General features: G+C 42.4%; 9 protein-coding genes. 4 read left to right on the top strand and 5 right to left on the bottom strand.

Translation table 11 applies throughout. The features are described 5' to 3' along the window. Positions 1-79: 79 nt before the first annotated feature. The 4 genes from QE417_RS02170 (at position 80) to QE417_RS02155 (ending at position 3,122) form a co-directional block, all read left to right on the top strand. Positions 80-1,612 (top strand): sensor histidine kinase, encoded by a 1,533-nt coding sequence (locus tag QE417_RS02170; RefSeq protein WP_311947238.1) that lies wholly within the window; start codon positions 80-82, stop codon positions 1,610-1,612. Continuing rightward, positions 1,612-1,989: a response regulator gene (locus tag QE417_RS02165; RefSeq protein ID WP_311947237.1), complete on the top strand. Its 378-nt coding sequence runs from the start codon at positions 1,612-1,614 to the stop codon at positions 1,987-1,989. The genes QE417_RS02170 and QE417_RS02165 overlap by 1 nt, the downstream gene beginning before the upstream one ends. A 171-nt stretch (positions 1,990-2,160) precedes the next feature. Continuing rightward, the gene (locus tag QE417_RS02160) at positions 2,161-2,520 is read left to right on the top strand and encodes a response regulator (protein WP_311947236.1); all 360 of its coding nucleotides are present in this window, start codon (positions 2,161-2,163) and stop codon (positions 2,518-2,520) included. Between the two features lie 74 nt (positions 2,521-2,594). Next, positions 2,595-3,122 carry a DUF892 family protein gene (locus QE417_RS02155; protein WP_311947235.1) on the top strand — a complete coding sequence of 176 codons (528 nt, stop codon included), beginning with the start codon at positions 2,595-2,597 and terminating at the stop codon, positions 3,120-3,122. A gap of 1 nt (position 3,123) precedes the next feature. Here QE417_RS02155 and QE417_RS02150 read toward each other — a convergent pair whose 3' ends face one another. The 5 genes from QE417_RS02150 to QE417_RS02130 all read right to left on the bottom strand — a co-directional run bounded on the left by QE417_RS02150 (position 3,124) and on the right by QE417_RS02130 (position 14,386). After that, positions 3,124-4,959 (bottom strand): sensor histidine kinase, encoded by a 1,836-nt coding sequence (locus QE417_RS02150; RefSeq protein WP_311947233.1) that lies wholly within the window; start codon positions 4,957-4,959, stop codon positions 3,124-3,126. A gap of 200 nt (positions 4,960-5,159) precedes the next feature. Further along, entirely contained in the window at positions 5,160-6,293 is a 1,134-nt protein-coding gene (locus QE417_RS02145; protein ID WP_311947232.1) for an efflux RND transporter periplasmic adaptor subunit, read from the bottom strand. Positions 6,294-6,302: 9 nt separating this feature from the next. Then, entirely contained in the window at positions 6,303-10,667 is a 4,365-nt protein-coding gene (locus QE417_RS02140) for a CusA/CzcA family heavy metal efflux RND transporter (protein WP_311947231.1), read from the bottom strand. A 116-nt stretch (positions 10,668-10,783) separates the two neighbouring features. After that, positions 10,784-11,161, bottom strand: coding sequence for a hypothetical protein (locus QE417_RS02135; RefSeq protein WP_311947229.1), 378 nt, complete (start codon positions 11,159-11,161; stop codon positions 10,784-10,786). 867 nt (positions 11,162-12,028) lie between these two features. After that, positions 12,029-14,386: a glycoside hydrolase family 31 protein gene (locus QE417_RS02130; RefSeq protein ID WP_311947228.1), complete on the bottom strand. Its 2,358-nt coding sequence runs from the start codon at positions 14,384-14,386 to the stop codon at positions 12,029-12,031. Positions 14,387-14,409 lie beyond the last annotated feature (23 nt).

Genomic DNA, 14,409 nt, shown 5'->3' with positions numbered 1-14,409 from the left:
ATGGTTGATTATAAGTAAATAAGCAAAACTTTTAAAAGTGTTTGATGTTGTAACATAAATTTAGCCCGATACTATTTTAATGGATGCCTTTCTTGACCAGTTCCCGAATATTGAACATGCCGACTTTAGAATATTTGCAGCAGCTGTTAGTGCATCGAGCAATGGTGTAGTTATTACTGATAATTTACAGCCCGATCAACCTATTATTTATTGCAATGATGCTTTTCAAAAAATAACAGGTTACACCAAAGATGAAATTATAGGGCGAAACTGCCGTTTTTTGCAAGGCCGTGATCGCACCCAGGAAGGCCGCGAAACTTTAAGGCAAGCCATTATAAAAGGCGAACATAGCAAGGTTGAGCTTCGGAATTATAAAAAGAACGGGCAAATGATATGGAATGAATTGATGATTTCTCCCGTAAGAGATAAGGAAGGAAACATTACTCATTTTATTGGTATACAAAATGACATTACCGCGCGTAAAGATGCCGAATCGGCCCTTGCGGATGAAAAAGCAAATTTAGAAGAGCGCGTATCTGAACGCACCCTGGATCTTCAGGAAAGTGAAGCGTACCTGGCCAGCATTATCGAAACAATAAGGGAAAGTTTGGTTGTTTTAGACGATAACCTCAAAGTATTAGGCGTAAATGAGCATTTCTGTAAATTTTTTCAGGTAAGCAACCGCGACATTATTGACAAGGATTTATTGAGCTTCGGCAACGGCCAGTGGGATATTCCGGAGTTAAAAAACCTGCTCATTAACGTATTACCACATAACAATCCTTTTGAAGACTTTGAATTAGAAATCGAGTTCCCGAACATTGGCAGGAAGCTGCTGGTACTTAACGCCAGGCAGATCGTATTAAAGGGAAAGTATCAAAGCCGCATATTACTGGCCATTGAAGATATTACCGAAAGACGTGAGGTTGAACAACGCAAGGAAGACTTTATAAGCATTGCAAGCCATGAAATGAAAACTCCCCTTACCAGTATCAAAGGCAACATTCAACTGCTTGAACGTATGGCCCAGAAGAAAAACGATACTGATTATTTTAATGGCTTTGCAACAGCTACCAAATCAATAGGAAGACTCGAAAGATTGATTAATGACCTGCTTGACGTTTCCAAAATACAATCAGGGAAAGTAGAATTTCATTATACCTCATTTAATTTTGATGAATTGGTAGAAGATGCTGTAAAAGGCGTTCAGGTAACTACCAAAACTCACCAATTAAATATTGCAAGTAAATGCCACACCTTTGTTAATGCCGATTTTGGCCGGTTAGAGCAGGTACTGATTAATTTATTAAGTAATGCCGTTAAATACTCCCCTGCTGCTAACGAGGTAATGATTTATGTAGGCAAAACCGGCGAATATATTAAGGTTTCCATAACTGATAAAGGCATTGGTATTAATGCCGATGATCAGAAGAAAATTTTTGAAAGGTTTTACCGTGCAGAGCACACTACCGAAAAGTTTCCGGGCGTGGGCGTTGGCCTGTATGTAAGCAACCAAATAGTTAAAGAGCATAAGGGCACATTGTGGGTAGAGAGTGATGAAGGAAAAGGTTCAGTGTTCAATTTTACCATACCTATTAACAAGCCCTTGTAATGCCTAAAATAATTATTTGCGACGACGAGCAGGATATACTTGATATTACCGCAACAATACTTGAAACCGAAGGATTTAATGTAATTACGGTGTTAAACAGCTTGACAGCTATATCCACCATAGCGCTTGAAAAACCTGACCTTGTATTAATTGATTTATGGATGCCGGGAATATCGGGCGACCAGATCGTAAAACAAATGAGGCAAAATCCTGCGTTTGTTAATCTACCTGTTATTGTAATTTCGGCAAGTACAGATGGTCGTGAAATAGCCCTTACCGCGGGAGCAAATGACTTTATTGAAAAACCATACGATATTGATGATTTGGTGAATAAAGTGAACAAATATTTACCAATGCAGGTAGATGTTGCATCCTGATAGATTTTAGGACACGAAGTATTTATTTGTGAACAAACTTATAATAATTGTAAACGCTTACATTCCGGATTTTTAAGTGCACCGGCGGTTAATTACAAACACTGTATGTTTAATTTAACATTTGAGTTGTAAATTTTAACTATTAGGTATGAAACTTGCAATTCCGCTTATATGAACAAGCGGGTACTTATCATAGATGATGATGAAGACATTCTGGATATTCTGCACATCATATTCAGGGATGCAGGCTTTAATGTGGTAATCTCCAATACAGGTGAGGCCGCAGAAAACATCCATATGGTTAATCCTGATCTGATTTTATTGGATGTCCGCATTGATGGATACCCTAAAAGAGGCGACCAGATTTGTGCGGAAATAAAGGCCAACTATCCTAAAAAATTACCTATCGTATTAGTGTCTGCCGAAACTGACCTTGCCATGCTTGCAAATGAGTGCGGGGCCGATCTTTATATTCAAAAGCCGTTTGATATTTATGATCTATTACTAAAAGTAAAAGAGTGCCTTGAATAAGTGCCTTGAATAAAAGAGTGACTGTACCGTCATTTCTACGGTTAATCAGTTATATTTGATCTTTGCTCAACCTCATGGATAAAAGATCGAATCAATCAAAATCCCGTAAAATGGCCGTTGGCCCCGAAAAATTAAGAACTTATTTCATTAATAATCTGGATAAAATCTATGCGGCCAAAACCCATTTGGTTAAACACCTCCCGGAAATTGCTGAAGAAGCACATTTTTCTGATCTCAGATCGGCTATTTTAGAAACACTGGAAGACGTAGAAAAACAAATAGCCCGCATGGAAATCATTTATTCGATGTTAGATGCTGAGCGATCGGAAGGTAATTTTAGCGGACTGGCCGGTTTGGTTGATGATGCTTTTGAAGACATTAAACTCCATGGTAACGACCCTGAATTACGTGACCTATCCATCGCCTTCTATCTTCAAAACATTGAAAGTATAGAAATGGCATCGTTCCAGGTGTTGGAAATGGCTGCAGTTAAGTTCAAAAACAAACAAATAAAGCAACTCATCAAAGAAAACTACGATGAAGCCAAAGATGACAGAACTTTATTGTTGCTTATTACGGCTAAGTATGTAACTGCAAAATAGTTTATTTAGGCAGTGTAAACCAAAATGTACTGCCTTTTGCAATTTCACTGTCTACCCCTATATCTCCGCCGTGTGCCTTAACTATACTGGCGCAAATAAAGAGGCCTAAACCCATTCCTGAATATTTGCCATCCCTGTATTCGGTTCGGTAGTAACGGTTAAATAAATATTTAAGCTGATCTTGGGCAATACCTGGGCCTTCGTCAATAACTCTTACCGTGCAAGCAGTAGATGTTGCGGATATATTTACCTCTACCGTAGCCGATTCCCTTGCATACTTTTGGGCATTGTTTATCAGGTTTAGCACTACCTGCTCAATTTTACCGGCATCCGCAGAAATACAGGCAACGTCATCGCCTGTTAAGATTACCTGCTGGTTATCTGTAGATAAATGAGCTATGGCCTCCCTGATGAGCGGAACCAAATCAAACTCTTCTTTCCTGATGGACAGCTGGCCTAAACCAATGCTATTGGCGTTCAGCAATTCGTCAACAAGCCGGTTCAGTTTCTTTACATTAATAAAAGAGGAAGTTACCAGTTTTGCAAAAACAGGGTTAAGGTCGGTAACACCATTAACCATTTTTTCAAGAAATTGAATATTTGCACTTAAACTGGTTAAAGGCGTTTTTAACTCGTGGCTGGCAATATTTATAAAGTCATCCTTTTGTTGTTGTAATAACTTTTGCTCATTAATATCGGTACATGTACCAAACCACTTAACAATTTTACCGTCCTTATCATGATAAGGCGCAGCCCTGCCTAATACCCACACGTATTCTCCTGTAAATTTGCGTAGGCGATATTCAATCTCATAAGGTTCGCCCGTGTTTAGCGAATGACGCCAAACCTCCCAGGCACGTTCACGGTCGTCGGGATGAAAAACATGGTTCCATCCCTCACCTTCGGTTTGCTCATAAGTAGTTCCGGTAAAATCATACCAGCGTTGGTTGTAATACTCGTGCATCCCTTCTGCATCGGTTACCCAAATCATCTGTATAATTGAATCAGCCAGTTGGCGTAACTGCCTTTCACTGTCCTTGATCAGCTGCGATGCAATTTCCTGTTCGGTAATATCAATTAAGCTCCCTACATATTCAACCGATGCGCCGTCTGCATGAAACGGCGCAACTTTCATAAAAACCCATCGCAATTCACCGTTACGGTCTATAATTCTGAACTTGGTTTCATAAGAGCGGTTTTCAACCAAAGCGGTTGCAAATAACTTTTTTTGTTCATCCAAATCATCCGGATGGTATGCTTTCAGTTGCCCTGTGCCTAAGCTGTTATATAAAGATAGTCCTGTGGTTTCTGTCCATACGTTGTTTACATAGATGCACGAACCACCGGCGCTTCGCCAAATCATAAATGGCGATTCTCCGGCAATTGCCCTAAAGTACTGTTCGCGCGAGCGTAATACCCTGCTTTCGGTCACATCTATTACGGAGTGGATGATGTAAACTATACGGCCATCAACTATAACCGGTTTATTTACCGGTGCCCAAAATTTTTCAACAAATGCTCCCGACCCTGGTTCCAGTATGGGGTAACGCTGTACCGGCATTTCATGACTTTCACCCGTACTTAATACCGTTTCAAATGATCGTGACAAATTTTTAACACCATCGGCATTCATATCTTGCGGATCATCGGGAAATATCTCAAAAATTCCGGCTCCAATAATGTTGCTGCGGTTGGTAAGGGTGGCTTTATTATACTCATCACTTACTTCAACAATAGTAAACACTGGCGCATCAGGCAGTAGCACCAGGAAATTTCCGGGAAGACTTTTGATCACGGCCAACATGGCTTCCGGTTCTTTAATCAGCGTATTGTTCAAGTAAAAAATTGTGGGATGTATATATGTTGTGTAAAGGTATTGATTTTAAATTAAGAGATTAATTTTGAAATAAAAAGCTCAACTATTTTTATTGATTATTTTGGTAAAGTCCAATGAATAGCAATCATACTAATAGCACATTTGCCTCAAAATATTGGCAAACCGATAACGAGAATTCCCAATTTGGTTAACTTAATTGCTTACTCATCCTCTGCACTGTTTTTCATTTTCATGAGCAACGCATAAGCATTTTTAGTAACCAGCTTGGTATTAGCGTTTATGCCGCCACCTTCTATTTGTTGCAGGCCATTATTTTGATAGCCTGGTGTAACTGGTATTATACGAAAGTTATCAGCCCCGATGGCCGTAAATACATAAAACTTATTCTGCCACCTCACTATTGCATCCTCGGGCACAGTTAGCGCGGTGCGGTTGGCCACTTCAACCTCGGCGTTCATAAACATCCCGGGCAGCAGGGTGGCATCAAACTTTTCAAAGTGGCAATGCACGCTGGCCATGCGGTCTTCATTTAAATTTTTGCTGATGAGGATGATCTCGGCTTCATACTTTTTATCGGCATTATTGGTGGTGTAAGTGATTACCTTTTGACCGATGGCCAGTTGGTTTACATCGCGCTCAAAAACATCAAGTGCCAGGTGAATATCCTTGGGGTTCACCAGCTCAAAAAGCACATCGGTTGGCGAGGTGTACTTACCTATGTTCACATTAACCTTCGACACAAAACCATCGATGGGCGACAGGATATGCACACTTTTTGAAATATTGGCCGAGGTTAATCTTTTAGGATTAATATCTATCAACTCCAGCTTTTGCGCCAGCGAACGCATTAAAATGCGCTGCGTTTCCATTTCGGCCTTGGCTTGTTGAAATACTTTATCACTGGTAGCTTTACTGGCGTTCAGTTCCTGCTGGCGGCGGTATTCGATTTCGGCAAATTGAAATCTTTCTTTGGCTGATAGGTAATCTTGCTGCATTTGTATAAACTGCATATCTTCCAAAATACCCAATACCTGTCCCTTGCGTACATGTACACCGGGCAACAGATCGGTACTTTTCAAATATCCTCCCAGCGGAAAACTCACGCTTACCGTACTTTGGGGCGGCACATCAATAGCTCCTTGTAATTTAAGTAAAGCATTAACCTTGCCCATTACCGGCAAACCGACTTCGATACCCGCGTTTTTAATTTGCATTGAGGTTAGTTTTACCAATGTGGTATCCTGTTCCTTTTCCTCTGTTTCTTCTTTTACTTTTTGCTCTCCACAGGCTGCAAATAAGATAACCAGTAAACAGAGCGCTATATATTTTTTCATACGATGGCTTTATAAGTTATTAAGTTTTTGGGCCTGAATTACGGCCAGGTTATAATTATACAATGACTCGAGATACTCGTTACGGATGTTGATGGCCTGATCGACCAGGATTACCCATTGCAGGTAGTTAATGTCTCCCCCGGCAAATTGCTTGTTGGCAGTGCTGATGATCAGATCGACATTTTTAAGTCCCTGCCCTTCAAAGTAGTTTAAGCTTACAGCATATTTTTGAATTTGCTGCGCGGCGTTTTGCTGTTCGGTTTGCAGTTGTAATGCGGCATAATCAGTACGTTTTTGCGCCAGTTGCCATTCAACCTTAGCCGCCGATATACGGGCCGATTGCGCCCCTGCAAATATGGGAATATTGATACCTGCACTTACATAGTTAAACCGCTTGCCGGTGCCAAAGTAGGTCTCGGTACCATTAACCAACTGCGAACCTGCAATACTCTGGTTGTTGTAACCTGCAAAAAAATCAGGCAATAGTTTCGATTTTTCGGTATGCCAGCGCCAGCGGGCAGCCTCGGCCTGGTGAGCAAACAACTGCACCTGCGGCAACCCGCCAGCCGGCCCTGCGTTTAATGCATAAGCCCCGGGGGTAAGTTTCAAGGTATCTGTAAACGGCACATAGGTAACCGAATCATTGAGCAGTACGTTGAACTGTTTCATGGCAATTTGCTCATCGCTCAAAACCATATTAAGCTGGTTATTAATTTGCTGATGACGCGTTTGCGCGGTGGTCTTCTCTAAAATATTGGCCTCCCCTACCTTAAATCGCAAATTGGTTTTGCTTTCAAAGAGGGTGTAAATACTATCGGCGTAACGCAGTAGCCTCTTCTTTTCATTAAGCCATACCAATTGATAATATAATCGCCGCACATCAGCTTTTATATCCTGTTGGGTAAGGTGTGTTTGCACTTGCGCTGCCAAAAAGTTTTCTTGCAAGGCTCGTTTTTGGTTACTATAAACCGTTGGAAAACTGATGGCCTGTGTAAGGCCTATGCGGGTATCGTTTTGTATGCTGTTGACCTGACCATAATCGGCACTCAATTGCGCTTTAGCTACATCAAAAGATGTTTTTTGCCTGATGCGTTCAGCCTCTTCATTTAAGCGGGTACCCTGCATGTGCAGGTTGCGTTTAAGGGCAACCTCAATGGCCTGGTTTAAACGTATTGGCGCGGGCTTTTGCTGCGCATTAACACTGTATGTACTTAGCAACATTAAAACAACAAGCATAGCCGTTTTATTCACCTTCAGTTTCGATTTACCCTCGAAAAGCAGGTATAAGGCAGGCAGCACAAACAAGGTAAGAAAAGTAGCCATAATTAAGCCGCCTATTACTACCGTAGCTAACGGGCGCTGCACCTCGGCACCAGCACCATTGCTTAGCGCCATTGGCAAAAAGCCCAATGAGGCAACAGCGGCGGTCATTAATACCGGGCGCAAGCGGTTACGGGTGCCTTGCATTACCAGTTGCAGGCTATCGGTTACTATACCTTCGGCTTTAATGCGGTTAAACTCGGAGATGAGCACGATACCATTAAGCACCGCCACGCCAAACAGGGCAATAAAACCTATACCTGCCGATATACTGAACGGCATGCCCCGCATAGCCAGCGCAAATACACCACCAATGGCCGAAAGCGGAATTGCTGTGAAAATTAGCGCCCCCTCTTTAAGTGACGAGAATGCAAAATACAGCATTACAAAAATGAGCAGTAATGCCACCGGAACCGCAATACTCAAACGTTTTTTTGCTTGCTGCAGGTTTTCAAAAGCACCACCATAAGTAATGCTATACCCCGGCGCCAGCTTAACCTGCTTATCTATCTTTCCTTGTAGTTCTTCCACTATCGACTGTACATCGCGCCCTCTTACGTTAAAGCCAACTGTAATGCGGCGGCGGGCATTTTCACGCTGAATTTGGTTCGGCCCTTCAACCTCGTCAACCGAGGCTACCTGGTACAGCGGTATTTGCAAGCCTTTTGGTGTGGAGATGAGCAGATTTTGCACATCTTCTAAACTGCGGCGGCCCTCGATGCCCACACGTACCACCAGGTCAAAACGTTTTTCGCCTTCGTAAACTTTACCGGCAGCGGCACCTGCAAAGGCGGCATTTACAGTGCGGTTAATATCGGCTATATTAAGGCCGTATTTAGCAATTTCGGCACGTTTATACTTGATCACTACCTGCGGCATGCCTGTCACCTTTTCAACATAATGATCAGCAGTACCATCAACCGTTTTGCTGATGCTGCCTATTTGCTCGGCGTAACGGGCAAGGGAATTTAGGTCTTCGCCAAATACTTTACAAACCACGTCTTGCTTGGCGCCGGTCATTAGCTCGTTAAAGCGCATTTGCACCGGAAACTGGTAGCCCTGAGTAACACCCGGTACAGCCTCCTGCACCACGGCCGACATTTTGGAGGCCATTTCGGGGAAGCTTTTAGCACTCGTCCACTCGTCCTTGGGTTTCATCACAATGATCATATCGCCCCCTTCAATAGGCATTGGGTCGGTAGGTATTTCGGCACTGCCAATGCGCGATACCACTTTTTCAACCTCGGGGAACTTGCTTTGCAGCAGTTTAGATATTTGCTGCATGGTGCCAATAGTAGTACTCAAATTGGTTCCTACCAGTAACCGCGTTTCCACGGCAAAATCGCCTTCCTCTAACTGCGGAATAAACTCGCCGCCCATACGTGTGAACATAAAAACCGCAATGGCGAACATGCCGAAAGCTATAACTACCAACGTTTTGCGTATTTGCATAGCTTTTGCCAGCCAGCGTTGATAAAATGTCTCAATCTTATCCATCACCCTGTCAGACAGATTGGGTTTGTGCGACAACTTTTTACTTATGAACAGAGAGCTGATCATGGGCACATAAGTAAGCGACAAAATAAAGGCACCTAAAATAGCAAAGGCCACGGTTTGTGCCATAGGCTTAAACATTTTACCCTCAATGCCCGATAATGAAAGTATAGGCAGATAAACAATGAGGATAATAATTTGCCCAAAAACAGCAGCGTTCATCATGCGTGAGGCCGAACCCGATACCTCCTCGTTCATTTCCTCTTGCGACAGTTGATTTACATGCGCATATTTTTTAGAAAAATGCAAGTGATGCAAAATGGCCTCCACAATAATTACGGCACCATCTACTATCAAACCAAAGTCGAGCGCACCTAAACTCATGAGGTTGCCGCTTACGCCAAAGGTATTCATCATAATAATGGCAAACAGCATAGCCAGCGGTATAACAGAAGCCACAATGAGCCCGGCTCTTAAATTACCCAAAAAAATCACCAGCACGAAGATCACGATCAGTGCACCCTCTAACAGGTTATGCTCTACCGTTCCAATGGCATTATTCACCATTTTGGTACGGTCAAGAAACGGATCGATAAGAATGCCCTCGGGCAGTGTTTTCTGAATTTCGGCAATGCGCTCTTTTACGTTTTTGATCACCTCTGATGAATTTTCACCTTTCAGCATCATCACAATGGCTCCGGTTACCTCTCCTACTGTATTATAGTTAAGTGCACCGTAGCGGGTTGCGGCTCCCAATTTTACTTCGGCCACGTGCTTTACCAGCACAGGAGTACCTTCGGCTGTGTTTTTTACAACGATGTTCTCAATATCGGCAATGCTGCCGGCCAAACCTTCGCTACGGATGTACAATACGGTAGGTCCTTTTTCAATGTATGCACCGCCTGTATTTTGGTTATTATTATGCAGGGCATTAAAAACATCGGCAATGCTGAGGTTTACCGATTTTAGTTGTGCCGGGTTTACGGCAACCTCGTACTGTTTAAGCTCGCCGCCAAAGGTTGATACATCGGCCACGCCCCTGGTACCTAACAGCTGCCTTCGTACCATCCAATCCTGAATGGTACGCAGGTCGGCCAGGCTATATTTGTTTTCGTAATCCGGTTTGGGCCGAAGCACGTACTGGTATATTTCGCCAAGGCCCGTGGTAACGGGGGCTAATTCGGGCTTGTTGGCATTCTCGTCAATTTCAACCTGCGCAAGCCGCTCGGTAACCTGCTGGCGGGCCCAGTATATATCGGCATCATCGTCAATTACCACGCTTATTAAACTCAAGCCAAAGCGCGAGAGGCTACGGCTTTCTTTAATGCCGGGTATGTTGCTGATGGCCTGCTCAATAGGGAAAGTGATCAAACGTTCTACATCCTGTGCACCTAATGATGGCGCTGTGGTTATAATTTGTACCTGATTGTTGGTGATGTCGGGCACGGCATCAATAGGTAAGCGGGTTACTTCATAAATACCGTAGATTACCCACAGCCCCATGAATAAGCCGATCACCAGTTTATTTTTAACTGAAAACTGAATTATTTTATTTAGCATGTTTTTGCTCCTGAAAAATTGCAACAAACATCTGCACAGCTGTAAACAGGACTAATAATGATACAAGCCCACAAGCATGCACAGCTTTAATTAAGAAAAATAAATGATGGCAATTTTTAAGCGCAGGGAGGCCTAAAAGGTGATGCTAATGCAGGGTTAGGAAAATACTGATGCTGGTAAACCGGGTAACTGGTAATAATGCGCTGTTCGGGCGTGCGTACGCTTAATATGCGTGCGGTGGGCATAAACATAATATGCGTAGGGTGTGCATCCAACTTTTTGAAGGGCAGCTGCATATCGCGCTCGTTATCCTCATCGTTCAAATCATTACCCCAGTAATGCATCGAAAGGAAATCGGTAAAACTTACCTTATTGTCGCGCTCTTTGTGCTCGGCAAAATGCTCGAAAAGCACGGGGAGCTTTATAAGCTCGTGCAGTTCGGTTGTATATGCCGAAAGCAATATCAACAATAAGTATATGCATACCTTTTTCACTGCTGTAAAAATAGGTAATTAACCCGAAAGGTCAAGCCTGCTCTTATTTTATAGAAATTTGCATTCATTATGGTCTTTTAACCGTGAAGTACTGATATTTCTTTATACCGATGGTAAAACTATTAGACTTATAATTTACTAAAATTAGCGATAGATCCCGTTAAGAAATAAACGAGCAATAAATATTTGATTCAGAATGTCAAGTAATTCTGAGGTGAATTACGGTAATATTTTTCGCAACTCACTGTCAAAGGCATGTTTTAATGAGGTAAATATTTTCCTTATATCCTTTGCATTAAGTCTGCCTTATAATTACTACCAATAGCAATTTCGGTTTTACCTATTTCAATGATATTTCCAAAAACAGCTGTTACAGCGTCATGTTTACAATGTATGATTTATGCACCCTGAAAAAGTTGCTTTAAGGCAGCAACTCTTGCATCGCTTTTATGGTATAGGTTATATCAGGTTGGCCACAATTCTATGGTGAATGCAGAGGTATCCAAAACTTTAATCAATAATATGCTGAACTATAAAACTGGGGGCTAACAATATTTTTAACGGTAGCAGGTATAGCCCGAATACCAATGCCGGCGTTTTACGTATGACTGGTTACAGCCGTACAGTTACATTAAGCTTATCCTATAAATTTGAATCGAAAACAACTGCCCACAATGAACGAGCTCATGATGATGTAAAGGGACGATTAAACATGTAGTATCACTAACTGATAGATCCGTTAACTAAACCAAGAACTTCAAAATATATTGGATTATAGAAACGATAACGTTATAAGCATATTACCATCACTGGGAAGTGCTCCGAGCCTTAGTTTAGACTAAGTGCCCCCGATGTTAATTTAATCGATCAATTTACAGTTACCATTAAAGGTTTACCTTTATAAGTAATCATTTTATTAAACTTATCCGCTTCAATATTTGCACCATAGCCTTCTTTCATCAACACAATATTGAATTTTCGAATTTTAAGCATCCCCTTAAAGTTGCCTTTGGTAGCTGATATGGTAAGCTGATGTTTTTGGTCGTTCCAATTTAAAGTGAAGGTTGCGTAATGGCCTTTTTCATAATTGTAATTATCGTTCTCATCTTCGTAAAATTCAAACTTACCGTTAGCTCCGGGATAAATACGTAACTCTAATTCTGTAGAAGGTTTTTCGGTAGCATATTGCATTACTGGCCCCATAGGCACTATTGAACCTGCGCGAACATATAAGGGAATAGTAGTCAAGGGCACATCAACCTCAAACTGCTGACCACCGTTATAGCGTTTACCAGTCCAGAAATCATACCAGCCGGCAGCTACAGGCAGATATACTGTGCGGGTATGTTTGCCTTTAGCGGAATTTGTTCCTGTATACAATTGTTCGGTAACGGGGTTAACCAAAAATGCCGGACCAAACATATATTCGTCGGGTATGCTATATACCTTTTCGTCTTTCCGGAAATCAAAGGTAAGCGCCCGCATTATGGTGTAATTATTTTGAGTTACCTGCCCGGCCAGCGAGTAAATATAAGGCAGTAGCCGATACCGGAGTTTATCGTAAAAAAGCAAATTGGCTTTGGTTTCGTCGCTCCAGTTATTTGAAAACAGGGCACGCTCTCCTTTGCCGTGTATACGAAATATTGGACTGAACACGCCAAATTGAAACCAGCGTGTAAACAGCTCCTGGTTTTCGGGCAGAGACCAGTCGGCGGCTTTCCAGCCCAAATGGTAACCGCCAATATCCGACGTCCAGTATGGCATGCCCGAAGCACAAGCATTAATACCCTGTGGCACCTGGCTCTTAAAAGCATCGAACGTGCAAGTAATATCTGACGACCATAAAGTAGTGGCATTGCGCTGCTGCCCGGCAAACGCCTGCCTTACCAGGAAAAATGCCCGCTTGTTGGCAATATCATTGCGCCAGCCTTTGTACAAGCCTTTAGTATGCTCTAAAGAGTAGGTGTTAAAATAATCTATCCCCCGCCCTGTCCAAAAAGTATCTTTACGGCGTTCATCAAGCAAAGCGCCATTGTCGGGCTCACATTGGTCAACCCACCAGGCATCCCAGCCGTAACGTTTTACTAAGCTATCGCGTGCCTGTTGCCAATACAGGTTGCGGGCTTGCGGACTATGTGCATCATAATAAGTATCAAAAGTATGGGTCACCACATTATCCCACGTAATATTGGTTAAACCGCCCGTTTTTTTAAGGGCATCATAATTGGGTGTGCCTTTGCCAAACACAGGCCATATAGATATCATGGCGTGTATGTTGGCTTTATGCAACTCATCAACCAAGGATTTGGGGTTTGGGTAACGTTCGGGCTTCATTACATGTGAGCCAATAGGCAGCGGATCCCAGTAATACCAATCCTGCACTATGGCATCAACCGGGATATTGGCGTTGCGGTACTTGTTTTTAACTGAAATAATTTCGGTTTGGCTCATATAACGGTCTTGCGACTGAAACAGCCCGAAAGACCATTTAGGAAACATGGGAGCCTTACCTGTAGCTATGCGGTATGAATTGATGATCTGATCGAAATCGGGCCCGTAAAAGAAATAATAGTTTACTTGCTTACCACTTTCGGACACATACTTAAACTTCGTATTACCGGCTTCGGCTCCATAAAATTGTGATGCCGAATAATTGTCCCAAAAGATACCATACCCTTTTGTTGACAGCAATACCGGAATAGCACCTGTTAAATACTTAATGGCCATATCCTGGTTACGCCCCTTGTAATTTATCGAAAGTGTATCTAAAGGGTGGCAGCCCATGCCATACAAACCCTCGTTAGCCGGCGATGTAAATTGCGTTGAGCAACTGTAAGTTTCAATACCAGCCACGGTTTGCGCAGTCATTTGTTTATTTTGCTCCTTGTCCTCGCTGGTAATTAGCTGGCCGGCCAAAGTATAATATGCAATAGCATTGCTGGTACGATCTACTTTTAAAATGATCTTACCCGTGTTAATCACAACATCCTGAGCGGTTTGATTAAGGGTAAAATTTACCGGTACATTAAACTGTGCGTTAACCACCAGCGAATTAAACACCGGCAAAACATTTAATGTACTGTAGCTTACCTGGATGATATCGGCGCGACAAATTTTGACCTTCATGATGCCTTTATCCAACATGAATGTAACGCCATCTGCCTCCTTTTTATAAGTGCGTACCGAAGCAGAAATATGATGACTTAAAAGCACGAAAGTCAGCATAGATAAGTACCTAACGATTTTTG

This window comes from Mucilaginibacter terrae (assembly GCF_031951985.1).
GTDB classification, from domain to species: domain Bacteria; phylum Bacteroidota; class Bacteroidia; order Sphingobacteriales; family Sphingobacteriaceae; genus Mucilaginibacter; species Mucilaginibacter terrae_A.
This window is presented reverse-complemented; position numbering and strand designations above follow the sequence as displayed.